A 21,170-nucleotide genomic window follows, 5' to 3' on the forward strand; every position below is an offset into this window, starting at 1 on the left:
GCAATGTGCTCCCCTTTTTAATGATGGTCTGAATTACTTCAGTGTCAGCAAGTAGTTCACTAGCGCAAAGTACTCGTCAGTAGACTTAATGCCCTGTGCTTGAACTAGGTATTTGTTGTTAACGATAACCGCTGGAACACCAGTTAAGCCGCTGTTTTCAAATTGCTTGTCCATACGGCGAACCATTGAATCAACCGCGAAGCCTTTGAATGCAGCATCGAATTTCTTCGCATCTACGCCTTCATCTAGGAAGATTTGACGAAGTTCTGCATCGTCACGTGGTGCTTTACGCATGTTGTGAATGCGGTTAAACATCACTGGTACCATCTTGTCTTCAATTTTAAGCGCAACCATGGTCGCGTATGCTTTGCTCATTGAAGGACCCATATTGCCACCCATGAATGACACATGGTTCTTTTGCAGTTTCACACCTTCAGGTAGCTGCTTCTTCAGTTGCTGAATGATTGGCTCGAAAGAATGACAGTGTGGGCAGTAGAAAGAGAAGAACTCAGTCACTACAGGCTTTTTCGATGCCTCTAGATCCAATACTTTGTAATGCTCACCTTCTTTGAATTGCGCTGCATGTGCCGACAGGCTTAGCATCAGCATAGAAAACAGTGCGAACAGCTTTTTCATTTAATTATCTCCATTTTGAATTGTTCGGCCTGACTTACCATTGAGGCATTAAAGATAGCGGTGCTTCTTCTAAGTTGGCAATCTGCTCTTTAAATGCAAGGACCTGACCTTCCCAGTATTTTGGCTCATTAAACCATGGAAAAGCGAGCGGAAATGCCGGGTCGTGCCAACGTTTTGCTAGCCATGCCATATAGTGCACCATTCGTAGACCTCGAAGTGGTTCGATTAGTTTCAATTCTGCCGAGTTAAAATCGCAAAACTCTTGGTAACCTTCTAAAACAATATCCAACTGCATTAGCTTGTCTTGGCGCTCGCCATTGAGCAGCATCCATAAATCTTGTACCGCAGGGCCATTACGTGAGTCATCCAAATCGACAAACATTGGGCCATCGCGCCATAAGATATTGCCCGGATGGCAATCGCCATGCAGACGAATGGTATTGAAGCCTTCTTGCCAGTGACTTTCAATGGACTTGATCAGCATATCCAAGTCATTGAAGAAGCTGTTCTCCAAATGCATCGGGATCATGTTGGTGTTTTGTAGTATCTCTCTTGGCTGATAGAGATACTCTTGCAAGCCAATGGTTGGGCGATGTTGGAATGCTTGGCGGCTACCCACTTTGTGGATACGTCCTAGAAAGCGACCGACACCTTCGAGTTGATCTAAGTTGTCGACTTCATATTGACGACCGCCGACACTCTCAAATAAAGCAAAGCCATAGCCTTGATAGTGATGCAGCGTTTCACCGTTGATGAGTACAGGTGGTGCAACTGGGATTTCGTTATCAATCAATTCGAGCGTAAAGTCGTGCTCTTCTTGAATTTGCTCGTCGCTCCAACGCTCTGGGCGATAGAACTTTACCACGTAGCGCTGGCGTTCTTCGTCAGTGAACTGGTAAACGCGGTTTTCATAGCTGTTTAGAGCAAGAAAGCCCGATTCTGCTCGAATACCGATGCTCTCTAACGCGTACCACATAAAGTCGGGTGTGAGGGCATCAAAGTTAAAAGTACCTTGGGACATATAAATAAAAAGGCTCATTGCTGAGCCTTTTTCCATTGGTCATCGAAGTTATAGCTTCTTGATAAATCGGCTTTCTACTTCAATGGTGAATTCGTTGCTCTTATCGGTGAGTATAAACTGAATTGTTGTGATCGCAGAGTCTAGCTTGTCAGGATCTGCGCCAAGACTCATTGGTAAGTTCAATACCTCACCAGGTTCAACTTGGATGGTTTGTTTGCCATACCAACTAACGTCACTTAACCCTTCTACCTCCAAGTTGTATTCTTTAACTTGTTGGGTCTTGTTGATGACTTTGAGAGTATAGGTGTTTTCCACTTCACCTGAGCTATTCACTCGGAACAGTTGGTTGCGGTCACGAATGACGCTCAACCCAGCTGGGTCAACAGCCGCTATCTGGGCGAAGAACAAACCAATCATCATCAACAACACTGCCCCATAACCAAGCAGTTTAGGTCGCATCACTTTGGTGTGTTTACCTGATAGACGATGCTCCGTGGTGTAGTTGATCAAACCTTTTTCATAACCCATGCGATCCATCGTTTGGTTGCATGCGTCAATACAAGCGCCACAGTTGATGCATTCGTACTGTAATCCATCACGAATATCGATTCCTGTTGGGCATACTTGAACACACAAATCACAGTCGATACAGTCACCTAAACCTAATTGCTTTGGATCGGCCTTACGTGAACGTGGACCACGTTTTTCACCGCGTTTAGTGTCGTAGCCAACGATGAAAGTATCCTTATCAAACATAGCGGATTGAAAGCGTGCGTACGGACACATGTGAAGGCAGACAATAGAACGCATCCAACCAGCATTTGCATAGGTACAAACCGCAAAGAAAAGAACCCAAAAAACCGGCCAGAAGCTGGCGTTAAAGGTGAAAAAGTCTACCACTAGGTGTTTGACTGGAACGAAATAGCCAACAAAAGTAAAGCCAGTGGCAAGCGCAATAGCAAACCAAGCTATGTGCTTGATGGTTTTTCGCATCGCCAGATTCGCAGTGATCTTATTCGAATCTTGTTTGCGGCGCTTATTCGCACTTCCTTCAAGTTTTTCTTCAAACCAAATATACATGAAGGTCCAAACTGTCTGGGGGCATAAGTAACCACACCAAACTCGACCTAAGAAGGTAGTAATAAAGAACAATCCAAACGCGGCAATCATAAACAGCAGCGCAAGTAGGGTCAGGTCTTGTGGATAAAGAGTTGTACCAAAAAAGTTAAACTGTTGGTGGCCAATGTCTAAGAGTATTGCTTGGCGCTCTCCGTATGGAATCCACGGAACCAGTGCAAACAACAGCAACAAAAACCAACCACCATAACGGCGCAACTTTTGGAAGGTGCCTTTGCTTTCTCGTACGTAAATTCGATTATTGGGGTTGAAGCGATCCCCTTTTCCTTTATGGGTCTTTGGGTTAAAGGTTTTTGGAGTCACATCTTTGATATCGATCTTGTCCTGACTCATGTATACATCCTTCTTTAGGCTTTTATAATGTACGGCGACACTTCTATCGATGTCGCTCGATGACATTGCTGCTTTGTTCATGTCATATGTTATGACGGAACATAATTATTTTAGTAAATACTGATGAACGGCGATTATACAATCAATAACAATTCCGTTTCTTTAACGTAGTCAACGTTTAACAACAAAAGTCAGTACAGTTAACCTAATAAATGACTGAACAGTTATAACTAGCTTTTGAACTGTTTGGTTTAGTTATAAAAAAAGCGACTCAAAGGAGTCGCTTAGGAATACTAGGGTGCTGATTCGTTTACTTGATGATGCCACGTGCGCGTAGGATTGCGGTTTTAAAATCATCTTCTTGGTCTTTCTTTAGACCTGGGATCATTTCGTCTTTGCCGCTGTTACGCATTTTAAGGTGGTAGATCAGTACATCGTCGGTTAGATCTTCCAGTTTACCTTCATAGCCCGCTTCATTTGCTAGCTTCATGATGAACTGTAGCAAGTTCATTTCTTGGTCTTTATGCCACTCAGGCTCTAATAGCTCAAGCAACTCTTCAATACGATGACACTTCATTTCTTTCTCCACAGAATTTATAGGTGTTATTTGCTTCTAAAGGTATCAAATTGCATGTCGAACACCAAATAGGAAAAGGCTGGAAAGAAAGAAAAAAGCGCGGTGAGTGCCGCGCTTTTTAATTAAGCTGCTTTAATAACTTTGTTTGGAACACTCGGCATAATCGCTGTTTTCTCAACCAGAGTTATTGCTGGCGCAACTTGTTTTGCCTTAAGCGCAGTAGTGAAACCACTGCGACGGCGCATTGCACTACGATTAGTGTGTGCGAACCTGACTGTTGTTGGGCGCATTTAATTACCTAACTGCCAGGCATATCCATTGCCAATGTAATGGCCTGATGCATTATGAGTTGAGCTTCAACTGCTTGAAGGGTGGCTCTTTTGGCTCTCGCCAATCCAAATAATGAACCAGGAATAATGATATGCATGCATATCATGTATAGGTTAGCACTCCTGCTATAATTGGTCGATACTTGAGCAATTGAAATTGTTCAATTTTGCTATTTTCTTTCGAAGAACTGGGGTGAAAAGTTTGTTTTACCATCATGATCAACAGTAGTATGAGATCTCGACAAAGGAGGTGCGTATGTCATTTTTGAAAAAGACATTGGCGAGTTTTGGAATCGGCAGCGCCAAGGTAGATTCAGTTCTTAATCAGGATGTCCTTTATCCCGGTCAAAGTGTTGATGTATCAATTCATGTCTATGGTGGATCCACTGATCAGGCGATTGATAACATTGATTTGAAGTTATGCTGTCGATACATCGCAGAAGTCCCTGATGATCGTGGTGCTCGTGAAGGCCATAGCTTACGCCGTCTTCCGCAAACCCATGTGCTAGCGAGTTGGAGCTTACCTTATGCTTTTACCCTACACCCAAGTGAAGAGCGTACTTTTGAAGTAAAACTTGATGTACCTTGGAATACACCAGTCACTATTGGTGATGCCAAAGTCTGGCTAGAGACTGGTTTAGATGTTGCGATGGCTCTCGACCCAACCGACAAAGACATTCTCACAGTGAGGCCCGATCCACTGATGGATGCCATTTTGTCTGCCTTTGAATCGCAAGGTCTGCGCATCCGCCAAGTCGAGTGTGAAGAAGTGAAAGGTTTTGATCTGCCATTTGTACAAGAGTTTGAGATGGTACCAACAGATGGGCCATATCATGGTGTATGGCGCGAGTTAGAATTTGTTGCTCATCGTGACGAGAACACTCTTAAGCTTTGGTTTGAAGTTGACCGAACTCGAAGTGGGGCGAGTGGTATGCTAGCGAGTCTATTAGGTAGCGGTAAACTCAAACGCGAGCTTTGTATCCCAGTGAATACTAAATTGGAAGAAGTCGGTCCGCTGGTTCTTAATTATCTTGAACAAACCACGGCTGCTCACGAACTCTAATTTAAGCTTACACGTGTACGCTTAATGTGCCATACTAGAGCGAATATTCAAACTCTAGTATAGGCACGTTCATGTCTTCACCTCAGAAAGCACAATACAGTCAGGGCGAAGAACTGGCCAACTCCATCACCCATGGTATCGGAATGATTTTCGGTATTGTAGGCTTGGTTTTACTACTGGTTAAAGCGATTGATCATCAAGCGGACACGCTGACCATTACCAGTATGGCAATCTACGGCTCTAGTATGATTGTGCTGTTTCTGGCTTCCACGCTTTATCACGCCATTCCATACCCGAAAGCCAAACGTTGGCTGAAAACCTTCGATCACTGTGCCATCTACCTTTTGATTGCAGGTAGTTACACGCCATTTTTATTGGTGAGTCTGCGTACTCCATTAGCGATTGGGCTGATGATTGTGATTTGGACCATTGCGCTGATTGGCATCATCATGAAAGTCGCGTTTGTCTATCGATTCAAAAAATTATCTTTGATGACGTATCTGGTGATGGGGTGGTTATCGTTGATCGTGATTTATCAGTTGGCGATAAATCTCGATATTGGTGGTCTGACACTATTAGCAGCGGGTGGATTGGTGTATTCGATCGGAGTGATTTTCTACGTTGCTAAGCGGATCCCTTTTAATCACGCAATTTGGCACGGCTTCGTGTTGGCGGGTTGTGTGTGTCACTTCTTCGCGATTTATTACTTTGTCGAGCCTATCTAGCTGATAGAGATAAACCCGACAAAGCATGTCGTATTAGCGAGTTTTCACTTCTAATACTTCTGCTGAGAACTGGTATTGCTGCGACTGTGGCACTGCCAGTTTGATCGCTTTACCTTGCTCGGCTTGTTGTGGGCGAAGGTAAGTATCAGCGATACGCTTAATGGATTGCCAAACGGTCACGTTCTCTTTCACTAACTGCTTACCAGACGTATCAAATACCTGAACTTCTACTTCTACCTGAATGACTGATTGTGAACTTTGGTTGGTGATAGACGTTGGAAAGATAAGTTCACCGTCTTCGTAGCTTGCAGAACCAATCAAGACATCAACACCCGAATCAGACAGCTGCATGGTTGGCTTCTTCGCGTTTACCACTACTGTAGTTCCGACTTTCTTGTTTACGACGGGGATTGTCGCAATCTCAGGTGCTTTAGTGGTTTGCGTGGTAACCGCTTCTAAGGCAGTTGTCGATGCAGCAACTGCCGACGCTTCTACCGCTTCGACTTTTTCTAGTGTGGTTTCTGTGGTGTTCGGCATTGCCTTTTTCACAACGTATTCCCACGTAAAGTCGTCGTTCAGTTTTACTTCGCGCCCATCCGCCAGTTTCACGACCTCTGCCGCGTAAACCGATGAAGTGGCGAGTAGGGTCGCCAGAGTGATCCATGTTTTCATTGTTATACCTTTTGTTTGAGTCTGTTTAACGGCGCCAAAACGCAGGGAAGAACAGGACAAGAATAGTCAGAATTTCCAGACGTCCCATTAACATACCAAAGCTTAATAACCATTTTGCCGTGTCAGGCAGCGGCGCAAAGTTACCTGTTGGGCCAATCACGCTACCCATGCCAGGACCTACGTTTGCGACTGCGGTAATCGAACCAGAAATACTGGTTAGCGGATCAAGGCCGAGTGCGCTTAAGCAGCCTGCAATAAATATGATGGTGATAAAGAACATCAAGCCAAACGCTACGACAGAGCGAACGATATCGTCGTTCACAGGGCGTTGGTTGTAGCGTTGAACGAACACACCAGATGGGTGAATCAACTTCATGATCTGCTTGTTAAGCAGCGTCATTGCGATCTGAAAACGGAAGATCTTAATTCCGCCTGCGGTTGAGCCTGAACACGCACCAGCCATCATCAAGAAGGCAAACAGCGTGGTAGGTAGAGCACCCCATGCAGTGAAGTCCTCTAAACCAAAGCCCGTAGTGGTGACGACTGAGACGATGTTAAACATCGACACGCGTAGTGCATCCAAAATGGTGTAGCCATCGCGGATTACTAACCAAGCAGACACAACCAAACTCGAGAACAAAAATAGATAGGCAAAGCCGCGAACCTGCGCATCTTTCACCAATACATCGATACTACGTTTGCGTAATGCGACGACGAAAAGTAGAAATGGCAACCCACCAAGGAACATAAAGGTAGTGGCCACCCAATGAGCACCGTTAGAGAAGTGGTTCATTGAACCATCAGAAGTCGAGTAACCACCCGTCGACAGCGTCGTAAAGGCGTGATTGATCGCTTCAAACAGATTCATGCCTGTCAGCAAGTAGCCAATAATACACAAGCCAGTTAGCATCAAATACACCAATACGATGTTCTTCGCGACGGTTTTCGCTCTCGGGCTGCTTTTATCAGACCAATCAGAAGATTCGGTTTGGAACAGCTTCATACCACCAACGTTAAGCATTGGTAGGATGGCTACCGCCATTACGATAAAGCCAATACCACCAAGCCACTGCAAGATGGAGCGCCATAGCAATATACTCGGTGCCATGTCGTCTAAACCACTTAACACGGTAGAGCCTGTAGTGGTGATGCCAGACATGGTCTCGAAGTAGGCGTCGGTAAAGCTGATGTGGTTAATGAACACAAATGGTAATGCAGCGAAGGCACTGGCTATGGTCCACACCAAACTGGTGATAAGGAACATATCACGAACACTGAGCTTGAACTTAGCAGTTCGACCGATCGTCAAACAGATGAATGCGGCTAGGTGGGTGATCACTACGGCTTGAGCGAAATCGAGGAATCCGCCTGTACCTGTGAAAAACGCGACCAAAGTCGGCACGTACATAAAAAGGGCTAGTTTGGATAAAACCAGCCCGATAACAAACAGTACGGGACGTAAGTTGACCATAGGAAAATCCTAGAGGAAGAATGGACTCGGCTGGAACAGCGCTTCGACGTCTGGTACATACTTTTTGTCGACCAGGAACATCACGACGTGGTCATCTTGTTCGATGACGGTACGATCGTGTGCGATAAGTACTTCTTCGCCACGAACGATAGCACCAATGGTGGTTCCTGGTGGGAGTTTGATATCGCCAATCGCCCGGCCAACCACTTTAGACGTGGTTTCATCACCGTGTGCAACAGCCTCGATGGCTTCTGCAGCGCCACGACGCAGAGAAGATACGTTAACAATATCAGCACGACGAACGTGCGTCAGTAGAGCAGAAATAGTTGCTTGCTGTGGGGAGATCGCTACATCAATCACGCCGCCTTGTACAAGGTCGACATAAGCGCCGCGTTGGATCAATACCATCACTTTCTTCGCACCCATGCGTTTTGCCAACATCGCTGACATGATGTTGGTTTCATCTTCGTTGGTTAACGCAATGAATACATCTACTTGGTCGATATTTTCTTCGGTCAGCAGCTCTTGATCAGCCGCATCACCACAGAAAACGATGGTGTTTTCTAGTTGCTCAGACAGTTTCTCTGCACGCTGATAGTTACGCTCAATCAGCTTCACGCTGTAAGTTTGCTCAAGGCGTTTGGCTAAGCTAGCACCGATGTTACCACCACCGACAATCATGATGCGGCGATAAGGTTTCTCAAGGCGCTGAAGTTCACTCATTACCGAGCGAATGTGGTTACTTGCAGCAACGAAGAACACCTCATCATCAGCTTCAATGATGGTAGTGCCTTGCGGGCGAATAGGACGACCCTGACGGAAAATCGCAGCAACACGAGTATCGATGTGTGGCATGTGCTCACGCAGGGCAGACAGCGCGTTACCCACCAGAGGGCCACCATAGTATGCTTTTACCGCTACTAGGCTGACTTTCTGCTCGGCAAAGCTCACCACTTGTAGTGCGCCAGGGTATTGGATGAGGCGTTCAATGTAGCTGGTTACCAGCTCTTCTGGTGCGATAAGGTGATCAACAGGAATGGCGCCGGATTTAAATAGGGCTTCTTTTTCTGCCAGATATTCTGGAGAACGAATACGTGCAACACGGTTTGGCGTATTGTACAGAGTGAAGGCTACCTGACAGGCCGCCATATTGGTTTCATCGGTGTTGGTTACCGCTACTAGCATATCTGCATCTTGTGCACCCGCTTCATGAAGTACGTCTGGGTGACTGGCGTGACCGTTAACCACTCGTAAGTCGTATTTGTCTTGCAACTCACGCAGTCGGTCGCCATTTTTATCGACGATGGTGATGTCGTTATTCTCACCAACTAGGTTTTCCGCCAATGTGCCGCCAACCTGACCTGCACCAAGAATAATGATTTTCATACTCTTTACTCGTTATCTGAAAAAGGCGATTGAATTCACTTCAATCGCCCTATTTAGCATGCTGTTACGCGTGTTTTTTTGTTAGCACTGCGTAGTAGAAACCATCCATATCTTCTTCACCCGGCAGAATCTGACGACCAGGTTGCTTTGGATCGGAGTCCATCAATTGCGCATCCGCAGTACGTGCTAAGAACGCTTTTACTTGTTCCACGTTTTCTTGTGGCGTGATTGAACAAGTTGCGTAAACCATGGTGCCGCCAGGTTTCAGTTGCGTCCACATTGCGTCGAAAATTTCGCTCTGTAGCTCAGCAAGTGCGGCAATATCATCAGCACGACGTAGCCATTTGATGTCTGGGTGGCGACGAATTACCCCCGTCGCAGAACACGGTGCATCTAACAAGATGCGATCAAATTGTTCGCCCTGCCACCATTCTTGAGGATTACGCGCATCGCCGCAAACCACTTTTGCCTGAAGGTTGAGACGCTTCAGGTTTTCGTGCACACGTTTAAGACGCGTGTCATCGCAGTCGATGGCAACCACTTCGCTGCCAGACGTACGCTCAAGAATGTGCGCTGTCTTACCGCCCGGTGCTGCACAGCAGTCTAGGATTAGCTCGCCATCTTTTGGTTCAAGGTAGTTAATCGACAGCTGTGCCGCCGCATCTTGCACCGATACCCAACCTTTTTCAAAGCCCGGTAGTTTCATTACATCGCATGGCGCCGCCAATTTTAGGGCGTCCATTGCTTGTGAGTGTGGCGTGCTATCAATGTTTTCATTTTTGAGTAGCGCAAGGTAGTCATCACGAGTGTGGTGCTGGTGGTTTACACGCAGCCACATTGGCGCTTTCTGGTTGTTGGCTTCAACAATGCTTTCCCACTGCTCTGGGTAAGCTTCTTGCAGCAGTTTAAGTAACCAGCTTGGGTGGCCGTACTTGCCCGCATTGTTGCTGACCGCCATTTGGTCTAGCTCTTCTTGGTTGCGCTGATAGTTACGTAATACGGCGTTAATAAGACCACGCAAGCGGGGGCCTTTCAGCTCTTTAGTACCTTCAACCGTTTCACCCACTGCAGCGTGCGCAGGAATACGCATAAAGCTCAATTGGTAAATACCAACCAAAATCAGGTGATGGAAAACACGTTGTTTGCCTTTTAACGGCTTATCCATCAACTGGTTTGCAATCATTTCTAGGCGAGGGAGGTAACGTAGAGCACCGTAACAGATCTCTTGTAGAAGAGCGTGGTCACGTGGCCGTACGTTTTGTTGAGCCGCTGGAAGAGCGCTTGAAAGTGAGTGGCCCTTGTCGACGACAAGATACAAGACGTTGGCAGCCGCAGCGCGAACATTCATGATGAGTACCTTAAAGTAAAGGAGGGCATCTCTGCCCTCTAAAAGTTCGTATTATTGGTGTTTGACACTATTGCCTGGTTTTTAAACCAGTTGAGTGCCAACTTCAAACCAAGATGCACGAGAGTTCAGAATATCTTGAACTGACATGGCTTTTTTACCCGGAACTTGCAGTTGTTCCAGCACCAATACGCCGTTGCCTGTTACAACATAGATACCGGTCTTATCTGCTTGCACGATGGTGCCCGCAGGTTTGTTGCTGGTTTGCTCTGCAACACGGCTTTGCCATACTTTGATGCTGTTTTCAGCAGCTTCAAAGTGGCTCATTGGCCATGGGTTGAATGCGCGAACGCAGCGTTCAATGTGCGCCGCGTCATCATTCCAATCGATGCGCGCCTCTTCTTTGCTTAGCTTCTTCGCGTAGTTTGCTAGCTCGTCATCTTGCTTCACTGGCTCAGCTTTGCCAGCGGCGATATCCGCTAGACAGTCGATCAGGGCATCTGGGCCTAAGCCTGCCAGTTTCTCGTACATCGATGCACTGGTGTCACTTGCTTCAATCGGCAATGTCGCGATTTTTAGCATGTCACCCGTATCCAGACCGATATCCATCTGCATGATGGTCACGCCAGTTTCTGCATCACCTGCCCAAATTGAGCGTTGGATAGGGGCTGCGCCGCGCCAGCGAGGAAGAATCGAACCGTGTACGTTGATACAACCTAGTTTAGGTGTGTCTAGTACAACTTGTGGAAGTAATAAGCCGTACGCAACAACTACCATGATGTCGGCGTTCAGATCGGCAAGCTCTTGCTTTGCTTCGTCTGATTTGAAGTTTTCTGGTTGGTATACCGGAATGTCGTGTTCAAGCGCGATGGTTTTTACTGGGCTTGCAGTAAGCTTCTTACCACGACCCGCTGGGCGGTCTGGTTGAGTGTAAACCGCAATTACTTCGTGCTCCGAAGACAACAACGCCGCCAAGTGATGGGCGGCGAAATCCGGAGTACCTGCAAAGACAATACGTAAAGACTGACTCAAGGTAGGCTTCCTTCTAATTAAATTGTATCGAGATTAAGCGCTTTGCTGTTTCTCGTTAAAGCGTTTGATTTTTGCTAGCTTGTCTTGAATACGCTTACGCTTCAGTGGCGATAGGTAATCCACGAACAGTTTGCCCATTAGATGGTCCAGTTCGTGTTGAACACAGATTGCTAGCAGATCGTCAGCTTCAAAGGTGTATTCTTTGCCATCGCGATCTAGCGCTTTAACCGTAACTTCAGCAGCGCGAGGCACAAGTGCACGTGCACCTGGTACCGATAGACAGCCTTCTTCGATGCCATCTTCGCCACGCTTTTCCAGAATCTCTGGGTTGATTAGCACCATCGGCTCATCGCGAGTCTCTGAAATATCGATAACTACGATACGTTTGTGGACATCAACCTGCGTTGCAGCCAGGCCAATACCTTCTTCGTCGTACATGGTTTCAATCATGTCATCGACGATTTTTTGAATCTCAGGTGTCACCTCTTCTACAGGTTTTGCAACGGTACGCAGGCGATCATCTGGGAATGTTAATACTTGTAATACAGACATATTCACTCGAAATATTGAACTGTGCCGTAACAGCACAAACCTTGTTGGCTCAATTCTAGACATTTTATGACCTAAATGACAGCATCCTGATACCAATTTCCATTCTGGTAACTGCCTAACAGACCAAGGACGAGGGTCATGAATCGAATTTTCCGCGACGTTTTTCGCATTACGTTGCCGTTACTTTTCTCTTTCAGCGCCGTAGCAAATACGGATTCCCAACCACTTACTGTCAAAGATGACGCACCGCAAACCTATGTAGTGGTGAAAGGAGATACATTGTGGGATATTTCTGCTATGTACCTCGACAGCCCTTGGTTATGGCCGCGTTTGTGGCAGGTAAATCCAGAAATTGATAACCCGCACCTTATCTATCCGGGGGACAAGTTATCGTTAGTGTGGATTAATGGTCAGCCTGTCTTGAGCCTGAAACCAGTCAAAAAACTTAGCCCTAAAGCACGTATTACTGAGAAAAAAGCGGTTCCAACGATAGCAGAAGGTTTGGTATTACCTTACTTGAACTCAGACCGATTAGTTCTGGATAAAGATCTGGAAAGTGCGGCTAAAGTAATGGGTAGTAGTAAAGGTAGTAAGTACTTAGTTGGTGAAGATGTTCTTTATATAAGCGGAAAGCAGGCCGAGCAATATTGGGCTATTTATCGGCCTGTAAAGACATATGATAGAGAGGATACCTCTCAGTCGATAACCGCTTTAAAAGTGGTAGCTCGGGGAAATTTAGTCTCTTCTCAGACAGACTTCTCTGGAATAAAAATAACGGCTCAACTACAAGAAATTGAACGTAACGACATTGCTTTACCTCTCGAGCAGGAAGAGAAATCAGACCTTTCAGTGGTTTTTTACCCACAGCCAGCTCCAGCAGACGTATCTGCCAAAATTTTAGGCAATATTGAGGGGATGAGATTTAGCTCCACTAATCAAGTTGTCGTCTTAGATTTAGGCTCGAAAGACAACTTACGACAGGGCAGTATGTTAAATCTGATGGAAGATGCTCATGCTCTCTATCAAAATAGTGATGGCTATACAAAAGAGGGGAGTTTGTTTGATTCAGAGGTGGTATTACCTAAGAGTAAAGTGGGTGAGTTACTTGTGATTCGCCCTTATGAATATTTCAGCCTTGCTTTGATTACTAATAGCACCAAGCCAATCAACAAAGAGGTATCTGTGGTTTCTCCTCTGGCTGAGGAATCAACCACTAATGAAACCACACAATGATACTGATCTCGCTGCCTGGTTAAAGCTTAGCTGCTTACCGGGCATTGGTGGGGTCAAGATGAATAAGTTGCTCAGTAAAGATACGCCGAGCAATATTGTCCAATACTCGACAGAGCAACTTCAGCTTTTAGGCTTAACGGCAAAACAATTGCAAGCATGGTCGCAGGTCGGTAAAGAAGTCGATGCTTGTCTGACTTGGGCTGCTGCATCTTCTCATCATCATATTCTTACTTTGGCGGATGCTTTGTACCCGCCACTTCTCAAACAAACCGTCGCACCGCCTCCTTTATTATTCATAAAGGGAGATGCGAGCTACTTGTCTCAGCCACAAATAGCCATGGTTGGCAGTCGTAATGCCAGCGTGGATGGACTACAGCATGCAAGAAGCTTTGCATCAGACTTGGTACAACACGATCTGATCGTCACCAGTGGTTTAGCATTGGGTATTGATGGTCATGCTCATGATGGCGCGCTTTTAGCTGGAGGTAAAACCATCGCAGTGCTTGGTTCTGGGTTGGAACAAGTGTACCCAGCAAGACACCGAGGTTTGGCGCAGCGAGTGATGGAAAATGGTGCGCTTGTCTCTGAATTTCGTCCTAATGCTAAACCTCGCGCAGAAAACTTCCCAAGGCGTAATCGAATTATTAGTGGTTTGTCGCTGGGTGTGTTGGTGGTGGAAGCTGCTGAAAAAAGTGGTTCCTTAATCACTGCTCGCTATGCCCTTGAGCAAGGTCGAGAAGTTTTCGCTCTGCCAGCTTCGATTAATGCTCCTAACGCCAGTGGCGGTAATCAATTGATTCGTAACGGGGCTTGCCTCGTACAAAATACTCAAGAGGTGCTCAATGAAATACAGTCTTTACTCGACTGGTCTATTAATCAGAGCTTAGATTTATTTTCTGCGCCAATTGATGAAGAAGAATTGCCATTTCCTCAGCTGTTAGCTAACGTAGGAAATGAGGCTACACCAGTTGATATTCTTGCAAGCAGGACCAATATACCTGTCCAAGAAGTCATGATGCAGCTCTTAGAGCTTGAGCTTTCAGGGCATGTTGTTGCAGTATCCGGTGGCTATATTCGAAAGGGGAGGGGCTAGCTATGATGATGGATATACTTATGTATCTATTCGAAACCTACATCCATAGCGATGCAGAGTTACAAGTCGAACAAGACGAATTGGAAGATGAATTGCTTCGTGCAGGCTTCCAGCAAAAAGACATCTACAAAGCCCTTGTCTGGTTAGAAGAGCTGGCGGCATTGCAACAAAGCGATGAACATTCAGCCATTTCAACCTGCATTGCATCGGCATCGACACGTATCTATACCGCTTCAGAAATGCAGCGACTGGACCTCGAATGTCGTGGGTTCTTGTTGTTCCTAGAGCAAATCAATGTTCTGACCACCGAAACGCGTGAGATGGTTATCGACCGTGTAATGGGGCTTGAAACCAATGAGTTTGAGCTTGAGGACCTCAAATGGATCATTCTTATGGTGCTGTTTAATGTTCCAGGCAACGAAAACGCCTACACGCTGATGGAAGAGCTGCTGTACACCAAGGAACAAGGTATTCTTCATTAATATCTTCGCTTGAGCGGTGAGTATGAGTAGTAAAATCGATCACAACCTTTTCTCGGCACACGAGCATGCGCTTGAGCGCGAACCTTGCCCTAAATGCGGTGGGGAAGTGTCGCTTAAGCACGGTAAACATGGTCCTTTTTTAGGTTGTAGCCAATACCCAAGTTGCGATTACATTAAGCCGCTACACAGCAATGACGGTCACATCGTGAAAGAGTTGGGTGTGCCTTGCCCTGAGTGTGGCAATGAATTGGTACTCCGCCAAGGGCGCTACGGTATGTTCGTTGGTTGCAGCCATTACCCAGAATGCCATCATATTGAGTCGATTAACCAACCTGAGCCAGAGCAGCAAGCGAAAGAGCAACACGCTTGCCCTGAATGTGGCAAAGGACATTTGGTTGAGCGTAAAACCCGATTTGGTAAAACATTCTACGCGTGTGACAACTATCCGAAGTGCAAGTTTGCGGTTAACTTACCGCCTGTAAGAGGCCGCTGCGAGGAATGTGGATTTACCTTGTTGGTAGAAAAGAAACTTGCCAGCGGGGTTAAACTGCAATGCGCGAGTCGTAAGTGCCAGCATACCCAATCACAATAACTTTCAGTACGAATTAAAAAGGGTCGCATCATGCGACCCTTTTGCTATTTATTCCGCTGCTTTTCTATGCTTGCCACTGCTTGGCAAATTCATGCACGGCAGGGAAAGCCTGCTCATCCAATACATCTACTAATGCACAAAGTTTACGATTAAGTTCGCCAGTGTAGTCACCACATACGTTGATGTGTCCCATCTTGCGACCCGCACGTTTTTCTTTGCCATACCAATGAATGTGACAACCATCCATCGCTAGCAATGCTTCTGGCAGTGTGTCTTCACCAAGAATATTAATCATCGAGGTTTCACGAACCAGCTTCGTGCTACCTAAAGGCATGCCGCACACGGCGCGGAGGTGGTTCTCAAACTGACAGGTTTCTGCGCCCTGCTGAGTCCAGTGACCAGAGTTGTGTACGCGTGGTGCGATTTCATTAACTAGCAAAGTACCATCAACATCGAAGAACTCCAGCGCTAGCACACCAACGTAATTCAAGTTGTTGGCAACGGCCGTGAACATCTGTTTTGCTTGCTCTTGCAACTCTGGTGCATCAATTGCAGTAGAAAGGCTCAGTACTCCATTGGTATGGACGTTCTCTGCCAGTGGGTACACTTCAACGCTGCCATCTTTACCGCGAGCACCAACCAGTGAAACTTCGCGGTTAAAAGGGACAAATTCCTCAGCAACAATCGCTTGAGTTGGTGTTGCGGCAATGCACTCTGCCATCTCAGTCCAAATGTCTTCGACTTGAGAAGTTTCTTTTAAGCGCCACTGGCCTTTACCATCGTAACCACCTAATGCACTTTTCAGAACCATTGGTATACCAACGTGTTCAATTGCGCGGTCAAAGTCTTCACGAATTTCGATTACGTAGTATTTTGCGTTACGCACGCCAGCATCATCAAGTAATGCCTTTTCAACACGGCGATCACCACCTGCTTTGATGGCTTGCGTACTTGGTAAGAACTTACCGCTCGCTTCGCAAACATCGAGCACATCATGTGGGATATGCTCGAACTCAGCAGTAATGACGTCGACTTGTTCAATTGCATTCTCTAAGCCGTTGCCTAGTACGTGCTGAGTCAGTGGATGAACGATGTTACCGCTGCCCACATCGTAAGCTGAGATTTGAATATTCAGTGGCGCACCAGCCAGAGACATCATACGAGCTAGTTGACCCGCACCAAGAACCAGTACATGCATCTGATTAATCCTCAGCAGGGTTTGGATTCGCCAATACGGTTTCCGTTTGTTCGTTACGGAACGCTTCGACTTTTGCCATGATCGCTTCATCATGTGTACCAAGGATTTGAGCTGCTAGGATGCCAGCGTTTGCTGCGCCTGCTTCGCCAATCGCCAATGTACCAACCGCAATACCCTTTGGCATTTGTACGATAGAAAGCAGTGAATCCATGCCTTTCAGTGCACGAGACTGAACTGGAACGCCAAGTACAGGTACGCTGGTAAACGCTGCTGCCATGCCTGGTAGGTGAGCGGCACCGCCAGCACCCGCAATGATGACTTTAATGCCACGTTCTTTCGCGCTGCTTGCGTAATCAGCCAACAATTGAGGAGTACGGTGAGCTGACACCACCTTTGTTTCGTAAGACACGCCAAATTGATCCAGCATGTCTGCTGCTAGTTTCATGGTTGGCCAATCTGATTTAGAACCCATGATGATACCGACTTTCATCTCAAACTCCTTCAAGCTGCAAAATTAGGTGAGCTGATAAATTTGTGCGCATTATACGGGGATTTTTACCTCAAGCAAACGTTTGCGTGTATTTGTAAATGGTATTGATACATTTTATAAACAAATTGATTTAGTCTCTGAGAATGAATATTTGTACACTTAGTGCAAACACAACAGATAAGACTATCAGGAAGTAATTGGTGGATAACTTTGAACAGGTGCTTGAAGCACTACAAAAAGGCGAAGTGATTGCCTATCCAACAGAAGGCGTATTTGGTGTCGGCTGTGATCCAGATAACCCAGAAGCGATTCAAAAGTTGCTAGAGCTAAAGCAGCGCCCAGTAGAGAAGGGGCTCATACTTATTGCGGCTAGTTACGAGCAGCTTTTGCCTTATGTTGATGAATCTCAGTTGACTCAAGAGCAGTTAGATAAAGTCCATGCGACGTGGCCAGGGCCATACACGTGGATCATGCCAGCGAGTGACAAAGTCTCTCACTGGGTATCGGGGCAATTTGATTCGATTGCAGTACGTGTGACTGATCATCCTTTAGTACAAAAGATGTGTAATGCATTCGGAAAGCCGCTAACCTCTACCAGCGCGAATCTTACTGGTCTGCCTCCTTGTATGACGACGAAAGAAGTCGAAGAACAGTTAGGTGACCGACTTGTGGCGATCTTACGTGGTGAAACCAGTGGTCGTGACAAGCCTAGTGAAATCCGTGATGCTAAAACCTCGCAAATATTAAGACAGGGCTAACCCTGCTAGTCAGCAATCAATAGGTACTACACGTATGTCAGCAATCGATAAGCACGCCGTAAAGCAGTTCTTGATGTCACTTCAGGATTCCATTTGTCAGCAACTAGAACAAGAAGATGGAAAGGCCGTCTTTGTCGAAGATGCTTGGCAACGTGAAAAAGGAGAGCGTCTTGGTGGCGGTGGCCGTACTCGCGTATTGCGTGATGGTCATATCTTCGAGCAAGGAGGAGTGAACTTCTCTCATGTAGAAGGTAATGAAATGCCAGCATCAGCGACAGCACATCGCCCAGAGTTAGCGGGGCGTCGTTTTGAAGCGATGGGTGTTTCTTTGGTTATTCACCCTAAGAACCCTTACGTACCGACTTCACACGCCAATGTCCGCTTCTTTATTGCAGAGAAAGACGGTGAAGACCCAATTTGGTGGTTTGGTGGTGGTTTTGACCTCACGCCTTTCTACCCATTTGAAGAAGATTGCCAATCATGGCACGACACAGCAAAACAGCTTTGTGCACCATTTGGTGAAGACGTTTACGCAGAGCACAAAGCATGGTGTGACAAATACTTCTTCCTACCACATCGAAATGAAACTCGTGGTGTCGGCGGTCTGTTCTTTGATGACCTAAACCAGTGGGAGTTTGATAAGTGCTTTGACTACATCAAAGCGGTTGGTGAGGGATACTGCCAAGCTTACCTTCCGATCGTTTCTCGTCGTAAAGACATTGAATACGGTGAGCGCGAGCGCGAGTTCCAATTGTATCGACGTGGTCGTTACGTAGAGTTCAACCTAGTGTATGACCGTGGCACTCTGTTTGGTTTGCAAAGTGGTGGTCGTACCGAGTCGATTCTAATGTCGATGCCACCACTTGCGCGTTGGGAATACAGCTATGAGCCGCAAGCTGGTTCTCCAGAGGCAGAGCTTTACGAGCAATACCTAACGCCCCGAGAGTGGTAGGCGCTGAATCTCCTTTTCTATATAGATAGATAGTGATAGGGTCATCTGTAATCAGGTGGCCCTGTTTTTTTCTATATAAGTAAGGAATAAAGGTAAGGAAATGACTCAGCAAATTGATCGCTATGCCGTGTTTGGTAACCCTATCGGACACAGTAAGTCGCCATTCATTCACACCTTGTTTGCTCGTCAAACTAATCAGTCTTTGGTGTATACCGCAGAAAGTGCACCTGTTGATGGCTTTATTGACGCAGCTAAGGTGTTTTTTGCTGAAGGTGGCAAGGGGTGCAACATTACCATGCCATTTAAAGAAGACGCTTATCAATTTGCTAGCCGTCTGACTGAGCGTGCTCAGTTGGCGGGCGCAGTGAACACTCTCAAGAAGTTAGATGATGGTGAAATCATTGGTGACAACACCGATGGTGCAGGTCTAGTGCAAGATCTGCTTCAACACCAAGTTGTATTGGAAGGTGCGCGAATCCTAATTATTGGTGCTGGTGGTGCAGCTCGTGGTGTTATTAAGCCACTGCTCGATCAAAAGCCGACTTCTTTAACCATTACCAACCGTACCTTTAGTAAAGCGCAAGAGCTTGCAGAGTTATTTGTCTCTCACGGCCCTATCGTAGCGAGAGAGATGGAAAGTATTGATGAAGAGTATGATGTCATCATTAACTCCACCTCCGCTTCTCTTAGTGGTGAACTGCCTGCTATCTCTTCCTCTATCTTTGCCGCCAACAGCACAAGCTATGACATGATTTATGGAAAAGGGGTGACGAGCTTTAACTTATGGGCAAGAGAAAATGGTGCCGCTCATGCGTATGACGGTCTTGGAATGCTAGTTGGGCAGGCTGCAGAAAGCTTCATGCTCTGGCGTGGTTTACGCCCAGGCGCCAAACAAATTCTCAGAGAACTAAGAAAGAATCTTGAAGGTCAATAATCAATGAATCAATCTATCCTATTCCCTGACATGCAGTCTTGGGATGAAGCATCGCAATCGGTAAATTTTGCTGCGCAGCAATCTGGTGCGTTGGTTGAGTGCTATGTAACAAAACAAAAGCTAGAAAAGCTCAGCGGTTCACTGATTGAAACTGAGCAAGCGGCAATTAAAGTGTTTACTGATTACCGATTCGATCTAGAAGAAATCGCCGAAGAGCTAATAGAAGATGAAGCCTTCGATGAAGAAGGCCATATCATCATCGACTAATTGACGACTTCTGACTACTCACTGATGTCTTCCACTTCATTAATGTAGTCGTTTTTGTTCTGCACATAGTTGTTGGCAGACTTTTGCAAGAAAGCTCGTTCTTTCTCTGACAGGGGGCGAGCTTGCTTTACTGGGCTTCCAACATATAAATAGCCACTTTCTAATACTTTCCCCGGTGGAACCAAACTTCCTGCCCCAATCATCACATCTGATTCCACCACCACGTTGTCTAAGACAATAGCGCCCATACCTACTAGGACGCGATCGTGGATCTCACAGCCATGCAACATCACTTTGTGACCTATGGTGACATCATTACCAATGATAAGTGGGTAGCCTTTGGGGTTTTCTGCGTTTTTATGAGTTACATGAAGTACGCTGCCATCTTGAATGTTGGTTCGCTCTCCAATATGGATATGGTTTACATCACCCCGAGCTGCGACCAATGGCCAGATACTAGAATCATCGCCAATTCGGATATCACCGACTAAAACAGAGGTTGAGTCGACATATACACGTTCGCCCAACTGAGGACGTATACCTTTATAACTTCTCATTGAACTCATCTTTACTCCTTATAAAGCGTTAATAATGGTGATATCTGGTGAGAAGAGTAGCAAAAACTCGCCTTTTAGAATAAAAAACATTCAAACGATAAAAAAATAAAAAAAAACGAGAAAAAGGGCTTGCCAATGTGATCGCAATCTCTATAATGCCACCTCGCTGACACGGCAACGCTTCGAAAGAAACGAAAGCCAAGTTAGCAAGCCAATTAGCCAAGCGGAAAGGCTTGAAAAAAGTTTGAAAAAAGTGATTGACACTAAACTTTAACTCGCTAAAATGGCCGTCCGATTTGAGCAAAGCTCAATAGGAAAGCTCTTTAACAATATAG

24 protein-coding genes are annotated in these 21,170 nt (G+C 46.1%); 10 read left to right on the forward strand and 14 right to left on the reverse strand.

Annotation, left to right across the window (positions count from 1 at the left end; all coding sequences use genetic code 11):
* Window positions 1–33: 33 nt before the first annotated feature.
* From KIV41_RS04145 to KIV41_RS04165, 5 genes are all read right to left on the reverse strand, one after another.
* Window positions 34–636 carry a thiol:disulfide interchange protein DsbA/DsbL gene (locus KIV41_RS04145; RefSeq protein WP_005440776.1) on the reverse strand — a complete coding sequence of 201 codons (603 nt, stop codon included), beginning with the start codon at window positions 634–636 and terminating at the stop codon, window positions 34–36.
* 34 nt (window positions 637–670) lie between these two features.
* Window positions 671–1,657 carry a serine/threonine protein kinase gene (locus KIV41_RS04150; RefSeq protein ID WP_045386119.1) on the reverse strand — a complete coding sequence of 329 codons (987 nt, stop codon included), beginning with the start codon at window positions 1,655–1,657 and terminating at the stop codon, window positions 671–673.
* 48 nt (window positions 1,658–1,705) lie between these two features.
* A complete protein-coding gene (gene ccoG / locus KIV41_RS04155; RefSeq protein WP_071236252.1) occupies window positions 1,706–3,127 on the reverse strand; it encodes a cytochrome c oxidase accessory protein CcoG in 1,422 nt (473 codons plus the stop codon).
* 310 nt (window positions 3,128–3,437) lie between these two features.
* The gene (locus KIV41_RS04160; protein ID WP_005429763.1) at window positions 3,438–3,704 is read right to left on the reverse strand and encodes a YihD family protein; all 267 of its coding nucleotides are present in this window, start codon (window positions 3,702–3,704) and stop codon (window positions 3,438–3,440) included.
* Between the two features lie 122 nt (window positions 3,705–3,826).
* Window positions 3,827–3,994 (reverse strand): hypothetical protein, encoded by a 168-nt coding sequence (locus KIV41_RS04165; protein ID WP_285335744.1) that lies wholly within the window; start codon window positions 3,992–3,994, stop codon window positions 3,827–3,829.
* Between the two features lie 295 nt (window positions 3,995–4,289).
* Here KIV41_RS04165 and KIV41_RS04170 point away from each other — a divergent pair, with 295 nt between their 5' ends.
* Together KIV41_RS04170 and KIV41_RS04175 are read left to right on the forward strand one after the other, a co-directional pair.
* Window positions 4,290–5,096, forward strand: a complete 807-nt coding sequence (locus KIV41_RS04170; protein ID WP_285335745.1) for a sporulation protein — start codon at window positions 4,290–4,292, stop codon at window positions 5,094–5,096.
* 71 nt (window positions 5,097–5,167) lie between these two features.
* The gene (locus tag KIV41_RS04175; protein ID WP_010444687.1) at window positions 5,168–5,821 is read left to right on the forward strand and encodes a hemolysin III family protein; all 654 of its coding nucleotides are present in this window, start codon (window positions 5,168–5,170) and stop codon (window positions 5,819–5,821) included.
* Between the two features lie 33 nt (window positions 5,822–5,854).
* Here the strand turns inward: KIV41_RS04175 and KIV41_RS04180 are convergent, their stop codons facing one another.
* From KIV41_RS04180 to def, 6 genes are all read right to left on the reverse strand, one after another.
* Complete coding sequence (locus KIV41_RS04180; RefSeq protein WP_010444686.1) at window positions 5,855–6,493, reverse strand: DUF3157 family protein; 639 nt, start codon at window positions 6,491–6,493, stop codon at window positions 5,855–5,857.
* Window positions 6,494–6,518: 25 nt separating this feature from the next.
* Window positions 6,519–7,964 carry a TrkH family potassium uptake protein gene (locus KIV41_RS04185; RefSeq protein ID WP_010444685.1) on the reverse strand — a complete coding sequence of 482 codons (1,446 nt, stop codon included), beginning with the start codon at window positions 7,962–7,964 and terminating at the stop codon, window positions 6,519–6,521.
* Window positions 7,965–7,973: 9 nt separating this feature from the next.
* Window positions 7,974–9,350 (reverse strand): Trk system potassium transporter TrkA, encoded by a 1,377-nt coding sequence (gene trkA, locus KIV41_RS04190; RefSeq protein WP_010444684.1) that lies wholly within the window; start codon window positions 9,348–9,350, stop codon window positions 7,974–7,976.
* Between the two features lie 64 nt (window positions 9,351–9,414).
* Window positions 9,415–10,698 (reverse strand): 16S rRNA (cytosine(967)-C(5))-methyltransferase RsmB, encoded by a 1,284-nt coding sequence (gene rsmB, locus KIV41_RS04195; RefSeq protein ID WP_010444683.1) that lies wholly within the window; start codon window positions 10,696–10,698, stop codon window positions 9,415–9,417.
* Between the two features lie 81 nt (window positions 10,699–10,779).
* Complete coding sequence (fmt, locus tag KIV41_RS04200; protein ID WP_285335747.1) at window positions 10,780–11,727, reverse strand: methionyl-tRNA formyltransferase; 948 nt, start codon at window positions 11,725–11,727, stop codon at window positions 10,780–10,782.
* A gap of 33 nt (window positions 11,728–11,760) precedes the next feature.
* Entirely contained in the window at window positions 11,761–12,279 is a 519-nt protein-coding gene (gene def, locus KIV41_RS04205) for a peptide deformylase (RefSeq protein WP_285335748.1), read from the reverse strand.
* Between the two features lie 138 nt (window positions 12,280–12,417).
* Between def and KIV41_RS04210 the strand changes: the two genes are divergently transcribed.
* From KIV41_RS04210 to KIV41_RS04225, 4 genes are read left to right on the forward strand one after another with little or no spacing between them, the layout of a single operon-like run.
* Window positions 12,418–13,512, forward strand: coding sequence for a LysM peptidoglycan-binding domain-containing protein (locus KIV41_RS04210; protein WP_252041360.1), 1,095 nt, complete (start codon window positions 12,418–12,420; stop codon window positions 13,510–13,512).
* Window positions 13,496–14,605, forward strand: coding sequence for a DNA-processing protein DprA (dprA, locus tag KIV41_RS04215; protein WP_285335749.1), 1,110 nt, complete (start codon window positions 13,496–13,498; stop codon window positions 14,603–14,605). The genes KIV41_RS04210 and dprA overlap by 17 nt, the downstream gene beginning before the upstream one ends.
* Before the next feature lie 2 nt (window positions 14,606–14,607).
* Window positions 14,608–15,087, forward strand: coding sequence for a DUF494 family protein (locus KIV41_RS04220; RefSeq protein WP_005429833.1), 480 nt, complete (start codon window positions 14,608–14,610; stop codon window positions 15,085–15,087).
* Between the two features lie 22 nt (window positions 15,088–15,109).
* Entirely contained in the window at window positions 15,110–15,679 is a 570-nt protein-coding gene (locus tag KIV41_RS04225; protein WP_285335750.1) for a type I DNA topoisomerase, read from the forward strand.
* A gap of 64 nt (window positions 15,680–15,743) precedes the next feature.
* Here KIV41_RS04225 and KIV41_RS04230 read toward each other — a convergent pair whose 3' ends face one another.
* Together KIV41_RS04230 and purE are read right to left on the reverse strand one after the other, a co-directional pair.
* Window positions 15,744–16,877, reverse strand: coding sequence for a 5-(carboxyamino)imidazole ribonucleotide synthase (locus tag KIV41_RS04230; protein WP_285335751.1), 1,134 nt, complete (start codon window positions 16,875–16,877; stop codon window positions 15,744–15,746).
* Between the two features lie 4 nt (window positions 16,878–16,881).
* The gene (gene purE / locus KIV41_RS04235) at window positions 16,882–17,367 is read right to left on the reverse strand and encodes a 5-(carboxyamino)imidazole ribonucleotide mutase (protein ID WP_005440742.1); all 486 of its coding nucleotides are present in this window, start codon (window positions 17,365–17,367) and stop codon (window positions 16,882–16,884) included.
* 200 nt (window positions 17,368–17,567) lie between these two features.
* Between purE and KIV41_RS04240 the strand changes: the two genes are divergently transcribed.
* From KIV41_RS04240 to KIV41_RS04255, 4 genes are all read left to right on the forward strand, one after another.
* The gene (locus tag KIV41_RS04240; protein WP_054824623.1) at window positions 17,568–18,125 is read left to right on the forward strand and encodes an L-threonylcarbamoyladenylate synthase; all 558 of its coding nucleotides are present in this window, start codon (window positions 17,568–17,570) and stop codon (window positions 18,123–18,125) included.
* 34 nt (window positions 18,126–18,159) lie between these two features.
* Window positions 18,160–19,077, forward strand: a complete 918-nt coding sequence (gene hemF / locus KIV41_RS04245) for an oxygen-dependent coproporphyrinogen oxidase (RefSeq protein WP_039987198.1) — start codon at window positions 18,160–18,162, stop codon at window positions 19,075–19,077.
* Window positions 19,078–19,177: 100 nt separating this feature from the next.
* A complete protein-coding gene (gene aroE / locus KIV41_RS04250; protein WP_042523879.1) occupies window positions 19,178–20,011 on the forward strand; it encodes a shikimate dehydrogenase in 834 nt (277 codons plus the stop codon).
* Between the two features lie 3 nt (window positions 20,012–20,014).
* Entirely contained in the window at window positions 20,015–20,278 is a 264-nt protein-coding gene (locus KIV41_RS04255; protein WP_045386056.1) for a DUF1488 domain-containing protein, read from the forward strand.
* A 14-nt stretch (window positions 20,279–20,292) separates the two neighbouring features.
* Here KIV41_RS04255 and KIV41_RS04260 read toward each other — a convergent pair whose 3' ends face one another.
* The gene (locus tag KIV41_RS04260) at window positions 20,293–20,844 is read right to left on the reverse strand and encodes a gamma carbonic anhydrase family protein (RefSeq protein ID WP_045386053.1); all 552 of its coding nucleotides are present in this window, start codon (window positions 20,842–20,844) and stop codon (window positions 20,293–20,295) included.
* Between the last annotated feature and the right edge of the window lie 326 nt (window positions 20,845–21,170).

The organism is Vibrio sp. D401a (assembly GCF_030248515.1).
GTDB classification, from domain to species: domain Bacteria; phylum Pseudomonadota; class Gammaproteobacteria; order Enterobacterales; family Vibrionaceae; genus Vibrio; species Vibrio rotiferianus.

Excerpts from the sequence above, each read along its gene's own strand:
- KIV41_RS04145 (WP_005440776.1), bottom strand. The coding sequence starts at position 636 with ATGAAAAAGCTGTTCGCACTGTTTTCTATGCTGATGCTAAGCCTGTCG.
- KIV41_RS04150 (WP_045386119.1), bottom strand. The coding sequence starts at position 1,657 with ATGTCCCAAGGTACTTTTAACTTTGATGCCCTCACACCCGACTTTATG.
- ccoG (WP_071236252.1), bottom strand. The coding sequence starts at position 3,127 with ATGAGTCAGGACAAGATCGATATCAAAGATGTGACTCCAAAAACCTTT.
- KIV41_RS04160 (WP_005429763.1), bottom strand. The coding sequence starts at position 3,704 with ATGAAGTGTCATCGTATTGAAGAGTTGCTTGAGCTATTAGAGCCTGAG.
- KIV41_RS04165 (WP_285335744.1), bottom strand. The coding sequence starts at position 3,994 with ATGCGCCCAACAACAGTCAGGTTCGCACACACTAATCGTAGTGCAATG.
- KIV41_RS04170 (WP_285335745.1), top strand. The coding sequence starts at position 4,290 with ATGTCATTTTTGAAAAAGACATTGGCGAGTTTTGGAATCGGCAGCGCC.
- KIV41_RS04175 (WP_010444687.1), top strand. The coding sequence starts at position 5,168 with ATGTCTTCACCTCAGAAAGCACAATACAGTCAGGGCGAAGAACTGGCC.
- KIV41_RS04180 (WP_010444686.1), bottom strand. The coding sequence starts at position 6,493 with ATGAAAACATGGATCACTCTGGCGACCCTACTCGCCACTTCATCGGTT.
- KIV41_RS04185 (WP_010444685.1), bottom strand. The coding sequence starts at position 7,964 with ATGGTCAACTTACGTCCCGTACTGTTTGTTATCGGGCTGGTTTTATCC.
- trkA (WP_010444684.1), bottom strand. The coding sequence starts at position 9,350 with ATGAAAATCATTATTCTTGGTGCAGGTCAGGTTGGCGGCACATTGGCG.
- rsmB (WP_010444683.1), bottom strand. The coding sequence starts at position 10,698 with ATGAATGTTCGCGCTGCGGCTGCCAACGTCTTGTATCTTGTCGTCGAC.
- def (WP_285335748.1), bottom strand. The coding sequence starts at position 12,279 with ATGTCTGTATTACAAGTATTAACATTCCCAGATGATCGCCTGCGTACC.
- KIV41_RS04210 (WP_252041360.1), top strand. The coding sequence starts at position 12,418 with ATGAATCGAATTTTCCGCGACGTTTTTCGCATTACGTTGCCGTTACTT.
- dprA (WP_285335749.1), top strand. The coding sequence starts at position 13,496 with ATGAAACCACACAATGATACTGATCTCGCTGCCTGGTTAAAGCTTAGC.
- KIV41_RS04220 (WP_005429833.1), top strand. The coding sequence starts at position 14,608 with ATGATGATGGATATACTTATGTATCTATTCGAAACCTACATCCATAGC.
- KIV41_RS04225 (WP_285335750.1), top strand. The coding sequence starts at position 15,110 with ATGAGTAGTAAAATCGATCACAACCTTTTCTCGGCACACGAGCATGCG.
- KIV41_RS04230 (WP_285335751.1), bottom strand. The coding sequence starts at position 16,877 with ATGCATGTACTGGTTCTTGGTGCGGGTCAACTAGCTCGTATGATGTCT.
- purE (WP_005440742.1), bottom strand. The coding sequence starts at position 17,367 with ATGAAAGTCGGTATCATCATGGGTTCTAAATCAGATTGGCCAACCATG.
- hemF (WP_039987198.1), top strand. The coding sequence starts at position 18,160 with ATGTCAGCAATCGATAAGCACGCCGTAAAGCAGTTCTTGATGTCACTT.
- aroE (WP_042523879.1), top strand. The coding sequence starts at position 19,178 with ATGACTCAGCAAATTGATCGCTATGCCGTGTTTGGTAACCCTATCGGA.
- KIV41_RS04255 (WP_045386056.1), top strand. The coding sequence starts at position 20,015 with ATGAATCAATCTATCCTATTCCCTGACATGCAGTCTTGGGATGAAGCA.
- KIV41_RS04260 (WP_045386053.1), bottom strand. The coding sequence starts at position 20,844 with ATGAGTTCAATGAGAAGTTATAAAGGTATACGTCCTCAGTTGGGCGAA.